This is a genomic window from Limosilactobacillus albertensis (assembly GCF_014145555.1).
Lineage (GTDB): Bacteria > Bacillota > Bacilli > Lactobacillales > Lactobacillaceae > Limosilactobacillus > Limosilactobacillus albertensis.
Window position 1 is genome coordinate 128,833 of record NZ_JACIVD010000055.1, and the last position, 19,090, is coordinate 147,922.

General features: G+C 38.1%; 20 protein-coding genes. 3 read left to right on the forward strand and 17 right to left on the reverse strand.

The annotated features are described in order from the left end of the window. Positions 1 to 7: 7 nt before the first annotated feature. The 7 genes from H5S41_RS03970 to H5S41_RS04000 form a co-directional block, all read right to left on the reverse strand. On the reverse strand, positions 8 to 388 hold the full coding sequence (locus H5S41_RS03970) for a glycerol dehydratase reactivase beta/small subunit family protein (protein WP_153709192.1): 381 nt from the start codon (positions 386 to 388) through the stop codon (positions 8 to 10). Beyond that, positions 354 to 2,201, reverse strand: a complete 1,848-nt coding sequence (locus tag H5S41_RS03975; RefSeq protein WP_182598125.1) for a diol dehydratase reactivase subunit alpha — start codon at positions 2,199 to 2,201, stop codon at positions 354 to 356. Before H5S41_RS03975 ends, H5S41_RS03970 begins: the two co-directional genes overlap by 35 nt. Positions 2,202 to 2,228: 27 nt before the next feature. Further along, entirely contained in the window at positions 2,229 to 2,744 is a 516-nt protein-coding gene (locus H5S41_RS03980) for a diol dehydratase small subunit (protein WP_182598126.1), read from the reverse strand. A 13-nt stretch (positions 2,745 to 2,757) separates the two neighbouring features. Next, on the reverse strand, positions 2,758 to 3,468 hold the full coding sequence (locus H5S41_RS03985; RefSeq protein WP_153709195.1) for a propanediol/glycerol family dehydratase medium subunit: 711 nt from the start codon (positions 3,466 to 3,468) through the stop codon (positions 2,758 to 2,760). 17 nt (positions 3,469 to 3,485) lie between these two features. After that, a complete protein-coding gene (locus H5S41_RS03990; RefSeq protein ID WP_153709196.1) occupies positions 3,486 to 5,162 on the reverse strand; it encodes a propanediol/glycerol family dehydratase large subunit in 1,677 nt (558 codons plus the stop codon). Between the two features lie 24 nt (positions 5,163 to 5,186). Beyond that, a complete protein-coding gene (pduB, locus tag H5S41_RS03995; protein WP_003669200.1) occupies positions 5,187 to 5,903 on the reverse strand; it encodes a propanediol utilization microcompartment protein PduB in 717 nt (238 codons plus the stop codon). A gap of 97 nt (positions 5,904 to 6,000) precedes the next feature. Continuing rightward, positions 6,001 to 6,279 (reverse strand): BMC domain-containing protein, encoded by a 279-nt coding sequence (locus H5S41_RS04000; RefSeq protein WP_003669890.1) that lies wholly within the window; start codon positions 6,277 to 6,279, stop codon positions 6,001 to 6,003. Between the two features lie 254 nt (positions 6,280 to 6,533). Here H5S41_RS04000 and H5S41_RS04005 point away from each other — a divergent pair, with 254 nt between their 5' ends. Further along, positions 6,534 to 7,628 carry a helix-turn-helix domain-containing protein gene (locus H5S41_RS04005; RefSeq protein ID WP_182602418.1) on the forward strand — a complete coding sequence of 365 codons (1,095 nt, stop codon included), beginning with the start codon at positions 6,534 to 6,536 and terminating at the stop codon, positions 7,626 to 7,628. Positions 7,629 to 7,708: 80 nt separating this feature from the next. On the opposite strand, the gene eutJ is transcribed toward H5S41_RS04005, so the two are convergent. The 3 genes from eutJ to H5S41_RS04020 form a co-directional block, all read right to left on the reverse strand. After that, positions 7,709 to 8,542: an ethanolamine utilization protein EutJ gene (gene eutJ, locus H5S41_RS04010; RefSeq protein ID WP_182602419.1), complete on the reverse strand. Its 834-nt coding sequence runs from the start codon at positions 8,540 to 8,542 to the stop codon at positions 7,709 to 7,711. A 72-nt stretch (positions 8,543 to 8,614) separates the two neighbouring features. Next, positions 8,615 to 9,322, reverse strand: a complete 708-nt coding sequence (locus H5S41_RS04015; RefSeq protein ID WP_003675189.1) for an MIP/aquaporin family protein — start codon at positions 9,320 to 9,322, stop codon at positions 8,615 to 8,617. 177 nt (positions 9,323 to 9,499) lie between these two features. Next, on the reverse strand, positions 9,500 to 10,408 hold the full coding sequence (locus H5S41_RS04020; protein WP_182602420.1) for a hypothetical protein: 909 nt from the start codon (positions 10,406 to 10,408) through the stop codon (positions 9,500 to 9,502). A 98-nt stretch (positions 10,409 to 10,506) separates the two neighbouring features. Here H5S41_RS04020 and H5S41_RS04025 point away from each other — a divergent pair, with 98 nt between their 5' ends. Both H5S41_RS04025 and H5S41_RS04030 read left to right on the forward strand, forming a co-directional pair. Further along, the gene (locus H5S41_RS04025; protein ID WP_182602421.1) at positions 10,507 to 11,337 is read left to right on the forward strand and encodes a sugar phosphate isomerase/epimerase family protein; all 831 of its coding nucleotides are present in this window, start codon (positions 10,507 to 10,509) and stop codon (positions 11,335 to 11,337) included. A gap of 11 nt (positions 11,338 to 11,348) precedes the next feature. Next, on the forward strand, positions 11,349 to 12,443 hold the full coding sequence (locus H5S41_RS04030; RefSeq protein ID WP_182602422.1) for an AI-2E family transporter: 1,095 nt from the start codon (positions 11,349 to 11,351) through the stop codon (positions 12,441 to 12,443). A 100-nt stretch (positions 12,444 to 12,543) separates the two neighbouring features. Here H5S41_RS04030 and H5S41_RS04035 read toward each other — a convergent pair whose 3' ends face one another. The 7 genes from H5S41_RS04035 to H5S41_RS04065 form a co-directional block, all read right to left on the reverse strand. After that, positions 12,544 to 14,331 (reverse strand): ABC transporter ATP-binding protein, encoded by a 1,788-nt coding sequence (locus H5S41_RS04035; protein WP_182602423.1) that lies wholly within the window; start codon positions 14,329 to 14,331, stop codon positions 12,544 to 12,546. Beyond that, positions 14,324 to 16,057, reverse strand: a complete 1,734-nt coding sequence (locus tag H5S41_RS04040) for an ABC transporter ATP-binding protein (RefSeq protein ID WP_231833107.1) — start codon at positions 16,055 to 16,057, stop codon at positions 14,324 to 14,326. The genes H5S41_RS04035 and H5S41_RS04040 overlap by 8 nt, the downstream gene beginning before the upstream one ends. Beyond that, on the reverse strand, positions 16,054 to 16,497 hold the full coding sequence (locus H5S41_RS04045; RefSeq protein WP_231833106.1) for a MarR family winged helix-turn-helix transcriptional regulator: 444 nt from the start codon (positions 16,495 to 16,497) through the stop codon (positions 16,054 to 16,056). The genes H5S41_RS04040 and H5S41_RS04045 overlap by 4 nt, the downstream gene beginning before the upstream one ends. A gap of 242 nt (positions 16,498 to 16,739) precedes the next feature. Beyond that, positions 16,740 to 17,465: a B3/B4 domain-containing protein gene (locus tag H5S41_RS04050; RefSeq protein WP_182602424.1), complete on the reverse strand. Its 726-nt coding sequence runs from the start codon at positions 17,463 to 17,465 to the stop codon at positions 16,740 to 16,742. A gap of 20 nt (positions 17,466 to 17,485) precedes the next feature. Further along, the gene (locus H5S41_RS04055) at positions 17,486 to 17,938 is read right to left on the reverse strand and encodes a MarR family winged helix-turn-helix transcriptional regulator (RefSeq protein ID WP_153709204.1); all 453 of its coding nucleotides are present in this window, start codon (positions 17,936 to 17,938) and stop codon (positions 17,486 to 17,488) included. Between the two features lie 67 nt (positions 17,939 to 18,005). Continuing rightward, on the reverse strand, positions 18,006 to 18,587 hold the full coding sequence (locus H5S41_RS04060) for a DUF1836 domain-containing protein (RefSeq protein ID WP_182602425.1): 582 nt from the start codon (positions 18,585 to 18,587) through the stop codon (positions 18,006 to 18,008). Beyond that, complete coding sequence (locus tag H5S41_RS04065) at positions 18,550 to 19,074, reverse strand: NAD(P)H-binding protein (protein WP_182602426.1); 525 nt, start codon at positions 19,072 to 19,074, stop codon at positions 18,550 to 18,552. The genes H5S41_RS04060 and H5S41_RS04065 overlap by 38 nt, the downstream gene beginning before the upstream one ends. Positions 19,075 to 19,090 lie beyond the last annotated feature (16 nt).

The following is a 19,090-nucleotide window of genomic DNA, read 5'->3' on the forward strand; positions in this document are numbered from 1 at the left end:
AACTAAATCACCTGTTTACCATTTCCTTAAAGGGAATTCCCTTTACTAATCGCGCTGCATTTGCTCCTAGAATTCGTAATTGCTTACCATCGCTAATTGTTTCATCGAATAGCGGTTTATCTTCTTTTAAATTTTTATAGTGAACGATAAAACGATCACCATCAAAAGCAATCCCAACCGATAATCGCGATGCAAGCGCCGATTGATATGCTCGGCTTACAACGTTATCAATATCGATTTCTCTGACCGCTACTGGTATTTGTTCTTCTTCAATCCCGTTGAATAGTGGTGTAGCACTCTTGGGAATAGCAGTTCCATTTTCAACACCCACGATGATTGAAGGACGCTCTGAATCATTGTTCATATTGCTTCCTTCTTTCTTCGCCATAACGGAGAATCAATCCTGTCGCAACGGCATTCCTTGGTCCTTCTATTCCACGAACATTTCCACGACCAGCAACTAAATTAAAATGCGCTAATTCATCTGTTACTAATTGTGGTATCTCGAAGTCTAAGGCAGAACCACCAACAATTACGACAAATGGAATATCACGAATGTTACCTGTCGGGCTAACGTACCTAAGAGCTCGCAATGCATTTGTTACAAACACACGCTTTTTTGCACTTTGTCGAACCAGCTTGATCTTCTCAATGCTTGGATTTCCGGTAACCGGTTCATACCCATCTGGTTTAATTACAACGACACGGGCAAACAATGACGACGGAAGCGGATCTTCAAAGAACTGTACTGATCCGTCTTCATGCCGAATTTGAAATAGGTTTTCAACTTTAGCTAATGGATAGCGTTTAATATCTTCTGCTAAGTGAATATCATTTAAGCCTAATTCAGAATTGATAATCATTGTAACCATGTCGCCGGCACCAGCTAGGTGAATTGCAACTGTCCGATCTTCATTATTAATAATTGAAGCATCAGTTGATCCGGCACCTAAGTCAAGAATTGCAATCGGTTTATCTGTTCCTGGCGTTGTTAAAGCACCACGAATTGCAGATTCAACTTCAGCACCACCAATCTCAACCTTCGTATGGAATTCATCTTCAATTAACTTAGCAATTACTTCCATTTGAAGGTGATCAGACTTAACCATCGCAGCAATTCCAACTGCCGATTCATTAGAGAACTCACCAGCTAAACCGCCACGAACTTCTACAGGTACCTGTGTATCTACAGCCAGCAAATCTTGAATAGCGATTTCACTATTCTTCTTCCCAGTTAAGTCAGCCATTGTCTGGCGAACATTTTCAAGCATTCCACCAACATTAGTCCCAGATTCCCCGGTAATATCATTAATATGACGGAAACTAGAAACCTTCTTCATAATGGCATCAGCACCCTCTGAAACTCCGACTTCTTCTTTCCCGGTATCACCGTTAATAATAATATTACCCGCTGGGATTACACGTGCTTTAACATCCCCTGCTGGGGTCTTAATAACAACGGCAGAGCGGTTACCAATTAGCGCACGTGAGACTGGAACAATGTTTTTAGTTTCTTCAGAATTTAATCCAAATAAGGTAGCAATACCATATGGATTTGAAAGCTGCGAGATAACTTGTCCAGGACCAGCAACCTCAACAGCTGCCAGCATGTCTAACGGAACTTTATCAATCATGGCAACTTCATCAACAATCGGGATTGGCTTATTCAATCGATTATCAACTAACACACCATCATCATTTTTTAAAATTGCAGCTGTAATCTTATAACCTGAAGCAACATATGCATTAATCAATTTAGCAACGTCTTCAAAATCAATATCTTTAGGAACAACAACAATATAGTTTTTATTTTTATCAGTCTTTTTTACAAGATCTAATAGTTTAACCGTTATTCCTGCTCCTGTCCCAATACCGCCTGGAGTATCAGGATTGTGCCCGATCATGGTTGACTCAGTTACGACAGTTTCAGTAATTGTTTCCATCGCTACGTCACCAATAACCGGTGTTGCCTCATTAATCCTAATAAGATCAATATCATTAATTGTTAAATTAGCCTTATTAAGAACTTGATTGATGGAATCTCTAATTCCAACTAGGTTTTGCTTTGTACCCTTGATACCAGTAGTAGGGGCTATTCCAGAGCCAATAAAGTTAATTGTTCCATTATCGGCAACATCAGCTAACGCTACTTCAGTGGAAGAATTACCAATATCAACACCAATTACCTTTTCAGTTGCCATACAAAAAACTCCCTACTTTATCAAATACTAGTTATCACCCTTGAGCTTCTTTCGGCTCTCATAGTAATCTGCAGCTTCTTCAAACCAAGCCGCACATACTTCAGCGTGATATTTATCACGAAGCTCTTTAGCAATATCTAATAATTCTTGCTTTGTCGAACGGAATGGCCGTAATGCGTCATACATTTGTAAGACACGATCATCTGGCACACGTGTTAATTCAGCAGCCCGTTGCAGGTTCTTTTGAATTGCTGGTCGACCGGCATTTGCGGCAATCTCACCTTGGAGTTTTAGAGCTTCTGGAGTAATACGTAATTCTTTTGGATCAACTTGGTTATTTACAACCTTTTGTAAGGTAATGTCATCAAGGTTTGATCCCTTTGGCGTCTTTACTAAATTACGGTGTTTTTGGTAAAGAGGATAGTCATCCGCTGTCATTTCCTTACCATTATTTACTGAAGTAGCACTTGCTGAACTGTCAGAAGATGAGCTATTTCCCATCTGTGCCATGATCTTTGCTACTAAATCATCAACTTCACTCATCTGTTATGCCTCCTTAATCGAACGTAACTTTGATTTCTTCTTCAGGCTTTCCAACAACAACTTGGTGAGTTTCACGAATATGCATAATTGCTGAAATAGCTTGGTAGTGAATACGAGCAAGTTGATCGTTCTTAGCTGGAACTGGTTCTGGAGATTCGCCTTTAGCATACATTGCTGCATTTTTACCAATTGCCCGGAAGGTTTCTGGTGTAAGAACAGGAGCCTGTGGGAATAGTTCAAGATTACCTAATGGGTCTTGATCCTTTTGGTGAATAACAGTTGTTCCTTTAGATTGGATACCAATTGCAATTCCTGAACCAGATAAGTGATCACCTTGAACAGCACAGAAAGCAACATCTGAGGTCCGGTATACCTTGATTACCCGAGCCTTAAGTCCTTCTTCTTCAATACCGGCAATTACCTGTCGAAGAACTTCTTTATGTGGAATACCAGTTTCAGTTTTATCTAAAACTGTCGCAAATGCAGGTGCAACGGCAATTACAACTTCATCCTTTGAGTAACCTGGTTTTGCTTCACCAATTGGTTGGAACCAATCAAGTTTCTTTTCAGGAACCGCCTTACTATTTGGTTGTTGAACTTCTTCGGTAGCAGTTGCAGTGCTGTTATTATCCTTGTCAAAATTGATTTTAGTATCAATTTGATTAGTCTCGTTTAAAACTTCTTTAACGATCTTACGAAGTAAATTTTCATCGATATCAGCCATAAGAGATTACCTCCTCTCTATAGTTCCAAGTGTTCTGGATCAAGTGCGAATGGAAGATCTTTAATCCGATCCCATTCTTCCTTGTCTTCATATAGACGGTATCCAGTACCTGGACCTTGGTAGTCATTTCCGTCATTTACAGCAGAAGTGATGTTCCAATTCTTATCAAAGATTGATGAAGTTTGAAGGTAATCACCAACAACCTTTTGCTTTTGAAGGTTCAATACGGCTTCAGCAACGTCCTTAAATCCGTGGTTATAAAGAGCTTTAATAATATCAACAGCAGTAATACCACGGTCCATCATATCTTGAGCGGCTTTCATATCTGCAACCATGTCACGTTTTGGCATGTCATCGTGAGTGTTAGCATATGTAGCAGCCTCAACTTCTTCATCAGTAATCTTAGGTAGTCCAAGATCTTCAAATACAGCTTGTAATGCCTTGGCAGCCTTATTACGAGCCTTAATAATTGTTTCTTCTTGAACTGGATGAATACCATAGTATTGACCTAAGTCACGTTCCATAACATACATGTCGTCATAGTCCATTGCATCAGTGTTTGAACCAGCGAATGTGTTATCGTAGTTAGGAGTTGATGAATAACCAGAGTTAATGTAATCAGTACCGGCAATAAATTGACCAATAAACCGTTCAGTCCGCCGCATATCTGAGTGTGAGTATGCTTGGTCACAACCAGAAGCACATTCAATATCACACATCATACATAATAGGTTTTCACCAAGAACTTCCCGGATACCGTTAGGAACAGCACCTGGAATTTCAATACAACTTACGGCACCGTTTTGCAATCCTTGAACACCTGAAGCCTTGGTAAGTAAAATACAACGTGCTTCAAGATATAACATTGACTTACCTTCTGGGTAACCCATCAAAACTTCTGAACCGGCACCTGAAGTAAACCGCATCTTCAAACCACGTGATGCATAACATGATGCAAGGAATCCTTTAGACCATGGTGTATCATCACCGTCAGTAAATACCCGGTCAGTACCATAAACTGAAATAGTTTCAGCATAAGCGGTAAAACCACGCATTCCCAATTGCAATTCGGTTGCTTCTTCAACAGAACATTGTGTTAATACACCAGGACGACCAGTTTGAGCACCAATCAAAATTGAAATAGCATTAAATGGTGCGTAACGGGCAACGGCAGTAGTAGTTTCTTGTTCTGGGAAGCCACGAAGTGCAGCATCGGCAGCATCGGCAGCAATTTGAACAGGGTTATCAACCGTGTTAGTAACGTGACATTGGTTATCTGGTTTCCGACGCGGACGCATCTTCTTGATAGCCATAATCATTTCACCAAAGTCAAGCTTACTGATAATTTCTTCGGCTTTCGCTGGAGTTAGTGCAGAAGTAATTTCAATAATGGATTCACGTGATACATTTGGATCAACTAACATCCGTGCAATCTTAGTTGAGTCCATATTGATAACCTTTTCAACATTGTCAACGTTAATTCCATACTTAGCAATGTAGAGGTCAATTAGGTCAAAGTCTTCCCGCTTCTTGCCATCCATTTCGACAATCTTACCGTTCTCAACTTTTACACTTGGCTTAGGGTCATTTGGACCCATCATTGCAACGAAACCTTCTTCAGGCCATTCCTTAACAAATGTATCTTGATGAATTGGTCGCTTTTCTAGTTCTTCAAAACGTTTTTGACGTTTCATAATAAAGTAGTCCTCCTTCCAGATCTACTTAATGTATGATGGGAAATCATTAACTGGTTCTTCACCAAACTGTGACAACAACTTTAATCCAACTTCTCGTCCAGCCATAACAGCTTGACGAACGGCACCTGAATCACCGGTAATGGTCAAGCATCCCTCATTTGAGAAACTTGTTCCGTGACTAGGAGAAGTAAAGTTTAGTGGTTCTACACCAGCAGTCTTCAATGCTTTATCTCCCATAACAACACCAATACCTGAAGGACAACCGCAGATTAATCCAAAAGCTTTTCCTTCAACTGCGCCTAAGCCAAGATGAGCAGCACCGGCAGCACGAGCTGTAAATTGTAGTTCAAGGTGCCCGGCTTTCGCATTATAAACATCCCCAAATGTTCGATGAAGATTATCAAGAGCAACACGAATTGCTTGGCGTGCATCAGCTGGATCGTCACCACCAATGATGATTAAACATCCGTGACCACCGCCGCCTTTGGTATCACGTGGCCATTCAACATCAATACATTCCATATTAGTAGCCTTGATACCTTCATCCATTGCCATGATTTGTGGACCAGCACCAGTACGATCACTCAAAATTCCTAGTGTCTTATATTGTTTTGTAACATGCAATTTATCTAGTAATTGTTGGTCAACACGTGGAATCACCATTCCGATAGTGTCACCAATTTCACTAGCACCGACAAATTCGGGAACTGTGCTAGTAGAATTTAGAAAGTCATTCATTTTTTTGCCTCCTGCTTATAAAAGCTCCTAATAATAAAGCTCTTATTACAGATATTTGTATCTTGCAGTCTGTATAAGGGCTTTAACCTTTAAAAACTTATTCTTTATTTGGTAAGAGCTTTTCGACTTCAGATTGAGGACGTGGAATTACGTAGTTAGAAACAACTTCCCCAATATTTTCAGCAGCCTGAACACCAGCGTCAACTGATGCTTTAACAGCACCAACATCACCACGAACCATAACAGTTACTAATCCGTGACCAATTTTTTCTTGACCGATCAATTTAACATTAGCTGCCTTAACCATTGCATCGGCAGCTTCAATTGATGCTACAAGTCCTTTAGTTTCAATTAAACCAAGTGCTTCTTGTCCCATAAAAATTGCCTCCTAAAGTATAAACACAATCAGCGATGAAAGAAATCGCTTACAATTTGGTACATGTTCATTCTATAACATGGCGTTTATAATATATTATCTTAAAAATCTGTATATTAGATAGAAAGACAAAAAAGCATAATTATATGTTACTAAATTGACAAAATAGCGCTTACTTTGCATAAATATATGCTAGTATGGTAGGGGTATAGTTGATAATAACCTCTAAATAAGATAAGTTAGGTGGATTTTTTATGTACGAATATTCATCAAAGTTTCTTAACGACATCCAAAGAGTTACTAAAACTTTTCAAGATCTCACTAAGAATAATATTGTTTTCACAAGTGTGACTGGCACTGTTGTAGATTGTAATACGCTTCTTTTTGATTCAAATGTATCCCTAGATTATTTAAGGAAACTAGGATTCAAAAACTACTTTCTTTTTCCACTGGCTGTTAATTGTTCTTTGAGCGGATTTTTTATTCTTGATGCCTCACATATTGATGTTGACTTTATTAAATTGTGTGGAAAATATATCGAAACATCACTCAAAGAAATCATTAGCGATAAATCCAATCAAATTATTATCTTAGATCCAATTGAGGCTTCTAAGGCTTCCTCATTAGCTCAATCCCTTAACAGTATTTTAAGTATCTCTGAGTCTCCAACTGGTGCTGGCGTCTATCCGCTTCCAACGAATTTCACAGTTAATGGCAATAATGCAGGAGATTCGTCACCATCTGATATTGAAAAAAATATCATGATGGCATTAAAATATATCAACTCCAATCTCGAAAAATCATTAACCCTCGAAAACGTTTCCCAAAAAATATATTTATCTCCTTCGTACTTAAGTCGAATCTTTAAGAACTACTTTAATGACAACTTCATCAATTACATTAATTTGCAAAAGATTGCTCTTGCACAAGAAAAGCTTATTTTTACAAATACGCCAATAAATAAATTAGCTCATTCGGTTGGGTTCTCACAAACAAGTTACTTTACTAAGATTTTCAAACAGAAAGTTGGAATGACACCTTCAAAATATCGCAAATATAATTCTGCAATTAAGAAAATTTATACCATCCCGCGAAATCTCCAATGGCGATCTAATAAATCTGTTTATGAAATTTCAAAAGACTTCTTTAATAAGAACGAAATTTCATTTAAAGCCCGCGATTTAAACGGGTATCCTTATATCTATTCAATCAATGATTTAAACGATGTCCGTAACAAAGCCGGTTGGGTTTATACAGTAGATTGCTCACAACCAATTATTCCTGCAAGTGAAATAAACGTTTTTGACTGTTCCGTAATACAATGGATTTATACTGAAAAAATTATTTAAAGACAGCAAAAGCTCTTTCATGTCGGCCCGAAAGTCGATTTGAGAGAGCTTTTTACGTGTATTTCACTTTACTTATTATTTTAATCGTCAAACATTGCAATACCCAATGGCGTTACAAATTGTGGATAAAGCGGCTTATAAACTTTACGTTTTAAAGTCTTACTGAATGTATTTGTAAATTCCGTAAAGTTAGTAGCACCGCCCACAACGATTACTGGGTCGATAACTTCCGCACCCATGTTTTGAACAATTGCTGCCATCTTTTCTACAACTGGTTTAATAACGGCATATACTTCAGCTTCCTTATCTTTATCACGCTTTAGTTGTTCTGCTTCGTCATTCTTAATCTTATAGCGTCCGCCCAGAACAAGCGTCATGTGGAAACCACCCGTTGCTTCATCAATAACATGAATGAGCTTATTATTCTTGAAAACACTAATTCCAGTGGTTCCTCCACCAATATCAACAACCGTACCATTAGCTAATCGCAGAAATTTAGCTGCCGCTGTTGGTTCATCTTCAATACCTGTACAAATCATACCAGTTTCTTCAATAACATTAGCAACCACTTTAGCACTTTTTTCACCAGTCTTCGGAGGAATTGCACCACAGGCTGTCTTAAGCTCACATCCTAGCACTTTCTCAGCCTTTTCCTTTAGGCGCCTTAAAATATTAACTGATTCCATAAAGTTAACTACGATACCGTCTTGAACTGCATGGTCATATTCATATGCTCCATACACAATTCTATTTTTAGAATCAAGGACCGTTAAAACAATTGAAGAAGTTCCTAAATCTACTCCTGCCTTTAGTTTTTCTTCAGGCTTAACTTTGCGCATGGGCTTATCGCCGTTAACAATCATCGCAAATTTTTTTAATTGTTCATTACTATTCTTTAATATTTCTTTTTCCATTAGCTTTCTCCTACGGGCTACCACATTTAAACTAAATAAAGAGGCTGCTTAGCCTCCTCTTTTCTATCATCATTAAACAAGTGCTGTTTGTAAAGCACATGCAAGAAGGCCCCCAACAATTGGGCCACACATTGGAACCCAAGCATACCACCATTCTGCAGCACCCTTATTTGGAACTGGCAAAATAGTATATGCCAAACGTGGTGACCAGTCACGAGCCGGATTTAAGGCAAAACCTGTTGTCGTACCAAGACATGTACCAACAACAGCAATAACCAACCCGACAATAAATGGCTTCATTCCTTGAGTAAAGTTACCAAGATTTAAAAGTACAAAAATAAATGCAAAGGTTGCAATCACTTCTGAGAGAAAGTTAAAAATTGGACTATTCACCGCTGGACGGGTAGCAAAAATACCAACACTATTTCCTTCTTCTTCATTTGGAGTTGCTTTAAATTGTGGATAAAATTGAATAATTACTAATACTGCACCAACAAATGCACCGAGGAATTGACCAAGTAAATAAGGTACCACATTACTCCATGGGAACAAGCCAAAGATAGCAAACGGAATTGTTACTGCTGGATTTAAATGTCCCAATGAACCGAGAAAACCTGCAACATAGACCCCCATCGTAACTGCTAATCCCCAGGAAATACAAATGAACCACCAGCCACTTTGTTTACCATATGTTTTGTTTAAACTATTACCAGCACAACACCCAGCTCCCAATAGGATAAGAACCATTGTGCCAAAGAATTCGCCAATAAATCCATGCATACCACAACACCAACCTTTTTAAGTTATTCCCAAATTGTATGCGCTTTCTATACAAGTATAATGTTAGCACACCTATCATATATTTTATTGTCTTTATAAGATTATTTGTTTATTAACAGCAATATTTTACAATTTAGTCTGCAATAATTTAATGTTCTTACTAGAAATAATTTTCAATTAAGCTGCCAGATAAAATCCAGCGACAATAAAAATAACTGTTATCATCATCCCACAGCAAATATACCGTTGCGGTTTTCCTTTAACGTGTCCATAGCGATAATCATTATTATAACGTTGAAGAGCACTAATCAGCAGGCCGCTTATCCCGTTAATAGGAAGACTAATTACAAAGCAATAGAGGCTAAAGATAAACCTCCGTTCAATCATACTAAAAACAAAAAATAGCACTCCGCTAATAATAGCAAGCATTGCAGACGCGAGATTTATTCCAACCAGCAATTCATACATTATGCTATTATTCACCGAACCTTTACTAAGTATCCCTGGTAAATTTTGCCAAGTTTCCCAAGTAAAATAAATTAGCAAACTACAACCACATCCCCAAAGCGGCAGTTGCCAACTATCATGCACGTTAACGCAAGCAGGAATAATAAGGCCAGATAAACATAAAGTTACTGTCGGCAAATACATTGAAGCAAGCTTTCGCCTTGTAACGGGCCGCTCAAAAAGAGTAAAGAACTCACCAAGAAGTGCTTGCAAAAAATTCAAAATAATAAAAGCGGCCACAAAAAAGTTTAAACGATTCGGTACTAAAATTGCTTTTGGCTGCCCCCATGCCATGACAATGGAAACAATTAGGACAATTGCTAATAATAATGTTCGCGGACCATACGTTGAATAATCACGGTACTGTTCAATTCGCTGAGATATTAAGAGTAAATTATAGATATTAGCTACTAAAATTGCGGCTGACATAAGTAAGATTGACTCCTGTAGTTGGACCGAATAAGGTGGCTGAATTCCTAAAACGATATAGGCAGATGCCATGCAAGCCCAGCCAGTCGTCCACATTAACGGAATAATCGGCGTTAGTATAAGCGGTTGACTTGGTAACCATTGTTTCATGTGAAACACCTCTTCCCTCAATAAGGTATCTTACCACAGCGATTGGTTAAAAATCTGGTAAGATATAACAATAGATAGTTTAATCAGGAGGCTTTTTCATGTTTCAACCACAATTAGGATTAAAGGGAAGCAGTCAGCAATCACAAATTGACAATCGGCTAAAATACAAGCCAACGACTTACGAGTTCTTTACCGCCAGTGGTGATTTTACTACAGAAGGGTATCACCGCCTATATGATGCAGTCCAACATGTTAAGGATAGCGGAATTACGCATATCGTTCTCCACCATCCAATGAATTTCCATGAGCATCATTCAGAAGTTGTTGCTCCAGAAAGACTATACCCTGACCTATATCGCTTTATTGAGATGACGACAGAAAAACTCCTCTATCTTGCAGATGATTTAGACGTTCAAGTTTTAATCCACGGCGGATATGCCGGCCCTGAATCACACTATTTTGTTTCACTTTATCCAAACGTCGAAACAGCACGAGAAACAGTCTATCAGCGTTTAGACCGTTTTGCAGCAGCTGGTGGCGATCACATTATGTTTGAAAATTCAATTGCACCAGTCTTTGCTTACGGAGATCCTGTCCAAGAAGACGAGATCCTTGCTCATAATTACAGGTTGGCTTTCGATACTTCTCATTGTTTTATTGAGCTTCACGGTGACAATCAGGGACTCCAGCAATCTTTAGAGCATCTGAAGAATAATATTGTTCATTATCATCTGGTTGATTCGATGGGGGAAACTCATGACAGCCTTACGTTAGGAACTGGTAAAATTGATTGGGCAGCTGTATTGCCTCGTCTGAACACATCTGCAACAAGTATTTATGAAATCAACCTAAAAGATCAAAATGATTGTCGTGAACAGCTTGAAAGTCACGAATATTTGCTAAATCTCTATAATAAACTTACCAACTAAGGAGCCGCGCTTTGAAACGTTATATTAATCATCACCATCTTTCTTTGGTCCTTGCCCTGTTTATTTTTTACCTAGCAATTACTTATTGGGGCAATATTGCTAAAATTATTCAAACTATTTTTTCAGCCGCAATACCACTATTAATTGGCTGCTTGATCGCTTATGTCGTTAACTTGCTATTGAATCAGTATGAGCGTTTATATACACATTTATTTTCAAAAAGTAACCAGCAAAAATTCAAACGACCTTTTGGAATCATAATGTCGTATTTAACAATCATCTTATTAGTTGCGATTGTTTTTTCGCTTGTTATTCCTGAGTTAGTCACCTGTGTTAAATTGTTAATTGCAAATCATAGTCACGTAATTAATAACTTCATTGATTATTTTGAACATAACAATGACTTTAAGGGACTTCTCAATAACTTTAACACGCGCAATATTCAATGGGAAAAGATCGGGAAATACCTTACAACTGGTGTAGGCGGCACCTTTAGAACTGTTATTTCGACAGCTTCTTCTGTTTTCTCAGCTGCTACAACTGCCGTAATCGCTATCTTCTTCTCAATCTATCTCCTGATTTATAAAGAAATGCTGCACCATCAATTTTTAAAGCTGCTTACAACATATTGCAGTCGTTATCAGGCGCAGATAATTAAGGTAGTAAGGGTGTTTGATGAAAGTTATAGCAACTACATCATTGGTCAGTGCAAAGATGCTGCCATTCTAGGAATCTCATGTTTTATTGGAATGACGATCTTAAGGATGCCCTATGCCTCAATGATTGGTGTTGTAACTGCGTTTGGCGCTTTGATTCCAATAATTGGCGCAATTCTTGGTGCAAGTATTGGTGTTATTATCATATTTGCCATCTCACCGCTTCAAGCCGGTATCTTCTTAATCTTTATTATTCTTTTACAGCAATTAGATAATCGGATCACCTATCCATTAGTCGTTGGTAAGTCAATTGGCTTACCAAGCGTATGGGTGTTTGCAGCAGTTATTATTGGTGGTGGAATTTCTGGAATCCTTGGAATGATGTTTACCGTTCCTTTCTTTGCCGCAATTTACAAATTAATACGGACTGACGCGCAAAAACGCGCATAATAAAAATAAATAAAGGGTAAAATGAGTAGTATCTTTGAGATATTTGCTTCATCTTACCCTTTTTGAGTACCTTCAAATTTTAGTATTAAATAATTTAGTTTTATTCAAATGTCATTTGACTGGTGTAAAGTTCATAATAAAAACCTTGCTCTGCCAATAACTGCTGATGTGTTCCTTGTTCAATTACCTGACCATCTTTTAGAACTACAATTTGATCAGCAGTTAATATTGTTTTTAAGCGGTGAGCGATTATGAAGCTTGTCCTTCCTGCAATTACTGTATCCATTGCCTTTTGAATTTTAGCCTCGGTTACCGTATCAACATTTGATGTTGCCTCATCCAAGATCAAGAAGACTGGGTCGGTTAAGATCGTCCGCGCAATTGAAAGCAATTGTTTTTGTCCCGTTGAAAATATTGATTGTTCATCGGAAATTTTAGTAGCATAACCATTCGGTAAACTAACAATAAAGTCATGAATTTGAGCTTCTTTCGCTACTGCTTCGACTTCCTCCTGACTAGCGGTTGGCTTACCATATTTAATATTATCTGCAATCGTTCCAGAAAAAAGTACCGAATCCTGTAAAACGATGCCAACATTATTTCTTAACGATTTTAAAGTAATATTACGCACGTCAATACCATCAAATTCAACATGCCCAGAGTTGACATCATAGAAACGATTAATTAAATTCATAATCGTCGTCTTTCCAGATCCTGTTGGTCCAACAATTGCCACGGACTTTCCCTTCTGCACAGCAATATTTATCCCGTGTAAAATCTCATGATCAGGCTGGTAGCCAAAATGAGCATCTTTAAGTTGAACATTCTCTTGTAAGCCAGTCAAGACATGACCGCTTTCTTCCTGTTTTTCTTCTGGTTGTTCTTCTATAGCATTCAATCGTCGAGCACCAGTGAGAGCTAATTGAAGCATCGAATAGATAGAAGTTAATTGCGTTAATGGTTGAAAGTAAGTTTGTGAATATGAAACAAAGGTAATAATTAATCCAAAACCAACTGCACGATCGACTTGGCCAGTGACGATCATCCATGAACCACCGGCAATTACAATTGCAAGGTTGAGTAGCGATAAACCTTGAAGAAGCGGAAAAAGCATCCCGGAGTAGAACTGCCCCTTAAACATTGCATTGCGCACCCGGTTATTATATTTCCTAAAGCTGGATACTGACTCTTGTCGCAAGCCGTTGGCAATAATTACCTGTTGACCGTTGAGTTGCTCGTTAATGTATCCATTTAACTCACCGATTCTATTCTGCTGATTATCCAGATATATTCGCGCTTTTTGCATAATAACAAGACTGATAATAAGAATCACCGGAGTTGTAGCAATTGTTAAAAACGCCATTGTGGTATTAGCATAGAACATAATGATAAGCGTACCAATAAAAAGCGTCCCTTGCGAAATAATCTCAAATACTGCTTCATTCAATGCATTAAAGATATTATCTAAGTCTGAAGTGAATAGTGAAAGAAGTTTTCCATCTTGGTGGTTATCAAAATACCGAACCGTCATCCGTTGAAACTTACTAAAAAGGTTTCCCCGCATATCATTAGTGGAATTAGCGTTAAAGCGGGACATAACCATCCAAGCAATGAAGAGCGCGATTATTCCTAAAACATACGCGCCTAGCATTAGGCCTAATGAATGGTAGAAGTACATCAAGTGCCGCTGACCATGAAAGGCAGCTGTTACAAACTGCGTTAGACTGGTTACTGCTCTCCCCATAAAAAGTGGTGCTAATATTTGTGAAAGAGTTGAAATTAAACTTAAAACTACTACAATAACTATCCCTTTCCAATAGGGTTTCAAGTAGCGATAAAAGTAATTTAACGCCTGCTTAGTAGCGCTTTTTTCTGGCTTTTTATTCATCTAGATCCGGCCTCCTTTCATTAGCCTTTTGAGTTCGATAAATTTCTTGATAAATTGGTGAAATCTTAAGCAGCTCTTCATGAGTACCTTGAGCCACTAATTTTCCCTGGTCAAGCACAAGAATTGTATCAGCATGCCGAATGGAACTAATCTTTTCTGCAATCATCAATGTCGTAGTATTGGGGAGATCGTGTTCAAGTGCTTGCTGAACTATTTTTTCTGATTCTGCATCTAAGGCTGAAGTCGAGTCATCTAAAATGAGAATTGGTGGCTGACCAATTACTCCTCGAGCAATCGAAAGCCGTTGTTTCTGTCCTCCAGAGAAGTTGGCCGACCGTTCTTCAACTTGATGATTAAAAAGTTCTGGATACTGATCAATAAACTCTTCTGCACGGGCAATCGTAGCAGCTCGTTCCAGTTCCTGAATACTTGCTGTCCTTTTTCCTTGTCTTAAATTATCAGCAATAGTTCCTGAGAAAAGAAGGGACTTTTGTAAAACAAATGCAACTGTTTGACGTAAAGTTGGTTCGCTCAATGTTTTAATATCATAACCACCAACTTTAACCGTTCCTACGGTAGGATCATAAAGACGAGAAACCAATTGAGCTAATGTTGACTTCCCCGCACCAGTAGCACCAACAATGCCAACCATCTGATGCGGTGCAATCTTAAACGAAATATCTTTTAATGTTTCTTCTGTGCTACCTGGATAAGTAAATGATACATTGTCAAACTCAATTGAACCCTCTAACTGGCCAAATTGATCCTTAGCTGGATAAATGACCGTTGGTTCAGTATTAAGAATTTCGCCAATTCGCCGTACAGAAACCATTCCCCGTGAAAATGTCATAATTACCATTCCACCAATCATGATGGCAAAAAGTAGGGTCGTGATATAAGAAACATACGGACTAATCACCGTAACATCTGTTGGATGATTGCTGATTGTAACTCCAATCAGATAAATTACAAGACTAATTACTAAGTATGTGATCAACTGGAACATTGGCATTACCGATGAGAACCAATAGCCGATTTGGATATTGGATTTATTTAATTGATCTGAGGCCTGATTAAACCGGCGAATTTCATTTTCTCCTTGATTAAACGACTTCACAACGCGTATTCCCTGTAAATTTTCCTTAACCTTCGTTGAAATTCGATCTAACTGTACTTGGTACTTAGCAAAGAGACTATTCATATTCTTTACTATCCAGACACCTGTACCAATAATTAACACCACCATTACAATTGGTGCCCACCAGTAACGAGGAATCGTAACAATTGCTAAGATAAAAGAACCAATAAGGATAATCGGAATTCGTAACAACATCATAAAAATTGTCATCATCATATTCATCACTTGGTTCATATCATTTATCAACCGGGTTGTTAATGATCCAGACGAGAAATGTTCAATATTTGCCAGTGAAAACTGCTGAATCTTAGCATAAGTTTCTTCTCGCAAATCACTCGTCACTCCTTGAGCGATGCGCACCGCAAAATACACATTAAAAATTCCCGCAATTATTGCTATCAACCCCAAGCCGACTAACCAGATTCCATTACTAAAAACTGCGTCCTGTTGATTAGCTAACAAAGCTTTTTGAATATTCTCCAATAAGCGTGGTTGCCATAATGATGCCAAAGCTGTAACCACAATGGAAAACAATGCACCAACAACATCACATTTATAGCGCCTTAAACGTTGCAATAAAATCTTCACTTATTAATTTTCTCCTTTTGTAAATTATTCCAGAAGAGTTGCCCCCACTGCTCTTGTAAATGTACCAATTGATTCATTTTTTCAGTTCCAAACTGTTTAACCGTCTTCTCTTCAAGTTCAAATAGGGGCGTTAACTTATTCTCGGCAAAAGTTCGCCCAAGCGGTGTCAGCGTACAACGCTTAACCCTTTTATCTTCAGCAACCATAGTCATGGTTAAATAATTTTTATTCAATAACTGTTTAATCGCTTTATTGACTGATTGTTTGGGATAACCAGTATGGTCGATTAACTGGTGCTGACTTTGTCCAGGGTTAAGATAGAGTTCACATAAAACAGTACTAAAGCATTCATTCATTCCGTGCTCTGCACTCCAAGTTGCATATCCCTTGCCAGCTAGGGTAATTGCTAACCATAATTTTTCAATTTTCATGTTTGACATAATATCCTCCTAAAAAGTCCCTGTGTAGACTTTTATTAAAGTAGTCTATTCAGGGACTTTTGTCAAGCTATTTTATTACTGAAATTATTCGAGAAACAACAAAAAGAGTTAAAAACGCAAATAGGGTTCTAGAGTTCGGCAAAGCCGAACTCTAGAACCCTATTTATGCACTGCTCTGTTCATATTTTATCTAAGTAAGAGGGATTATATCCCATTTTCCCTTAGGTTACTAATTTTTATTATTATAAATTCTCTGGCACTTCAGCAACCGGATGCTCTTTAGTTAAATGATAAACCTTTGATGCTTCAACACCAAAATAATGGTTAATCAGTTCGCTTAATTTTTCCATTGCTTCATTGGCCCGCTCAATCTGTTCTGAATTGGTAGCTTCCATTACAGCAACAACATCTTGTGAATCCTGCGTTAGCATAGTCCGCTGAGCTTCACGCCAATTCAAACAACGGCAAACTGCACCCTCATCATCATAATAAATTACTTCTCCTTCAAGAGCTGGCTCATCGTCTTCTGCACCAACTGGACGGAATTCTTCACCACCCTTAGCTACACCAAGATGAAGGTCCCCAGCAATTTTATTACGATCTTCAATTCCAACCGGAACACCATAGCTTAATGAAATACTGTTATATACATCAACCAGGGGTTCAATCGGTTCAAATTGCCGGCCTTGATTAGCACGTTTTAACAATGCCTCAACGGAGGAACGAGCACCCTTTTTCTTCTTAAATTGTTGGAAAGTTTTACGCCATTGGTCAACAACAGGATTTAAACGAAAAGTTTCATTAGTTAAGAATTTATCAGCTTCATGAGTAGCATCTGCTAATAATTTTTTACGTTCAGAATATGTATCCTCGTTATCATGGTTATCAATCCCATTAGCAAATAGAATATTAATTTGTACATCAGGAAAAAGTTCCCAAAAACTTGGATCAATCGTTACTTGCTTCATAAAATGATCTCCTCATTTAATTAATATTGACGTTTGCCACCATGCTTAACCGTGTCCCAATCGCCATCAATATTTTGGCGGATCCGAACAAGGTAATCATGAACTTGCTGGGCCTCTTTTTCTGAAAAACCCTTTAAAGCTTCACTATTAGAATATTGATTTTCACGAATAATGAATGGGTAAATGTCTTTCCCTTTTTGGGTTACATATAACCGCTTAATCTTCTTATTCGTTTGATCGCTTTTTCTTTCAATAAAGCCGTTCTTTTCAAGTTTCTTTACAGCACGGGCAATCGTTGTACGGTCTACCTTTATCAAGTTCGATAATTGTTCTGAAATAATCCCTGGGTGTTCATAAATCCGGACAACATAGAGATATTGACCACGTGCCAAATCAATTTGTTTAAATTCGATATTAGCAATTGAGTCTAACGCACGATCAATCATCCCGATTTCACGTAGAATATCAATCATTGATAAAAATTCTCCTTAGCATCATATTAAATCCTTTTTGTTGTAATTGCAACAAAAAAATATAAGATCATTTCTCCTCTAATGGAGCTGGCTGGGCAATTTTTTGCATTGCATTCAATAGCTGGGCAGCGTGCATTCGCGATAATACAGACTTTAATGCTAGTGTCATTAGCCGATCACTTTCCGGGTTAATCACGTTATCACTTGGAATTTCTTTTCCAGCCAGTAGTGCATTTAATATTTCAACAAAACGATCATAAGCAGCCTGTGGGTATGAATTTATTGTCACCTGTGCGATTCCTGCACGAATATCGTCTAAGGAAAAGTTAGATTTTAAGAGTCCAATAAGTAATAAGTCCACTAATTGATTTACCGCATATTTCTTTTTTATCGGTGCTTGGATGACCTTCTTTTTAACATAATTATTTACCATTGACTTCGTAAGCGGTTCAATCCCTAAATGGCTTAGCTGCTCATTTACAATTGCTACTACCTGGTCAACATACAAGCCCAGCGTCGGAAGCTCTTTCCACCGTGGAAACCGCACTCGTGCCAGGTTATTTTGCCATCTTTGATATTCCTCTAATTTATCCATATCTTTACCCACCTTTTTACGGCGCAATCCCAATCGACTGATTCTTAAAATCATCGGTAGTGACTGCTCGTTTAATCACTTGCGCTACCTGTGCCATTCCAATTCTTTCACCCTGTAATGATTTACCCTCGTCAACGATTTTCAATGTCGTTTCATCGCTAATAATTGGCAATGCTCGAACAATCGTATATGGTAATTCAAATTCATCAATCATTTTTATTGCATATTGATGCGCAAATACTATTTGGGTTGCTTGTTTCCCATACCACTCTTGCAATTGCTGATTCGTCGCATCGTCTGCTGTTCCGGCAATCGAAAGCATCACAATCTTGGCTGGCAGAAACAGTGAATGGTCAAGCAAAGCAGCTAATTCCTGTACTTCATCATCTACAGCTTCATTAACAGTAGGCAGCCAGCATAAAACATCCCCGTTTTGAATTTCAAATTTAAAATTAGTAAGTGCAACTGCTTCTGGAACCTTTTTCATAACTGTTGATACTAATTTGTCATGACGGCGGCTAACAATAACTATACGACTCATCATAACCTCCTAAGTT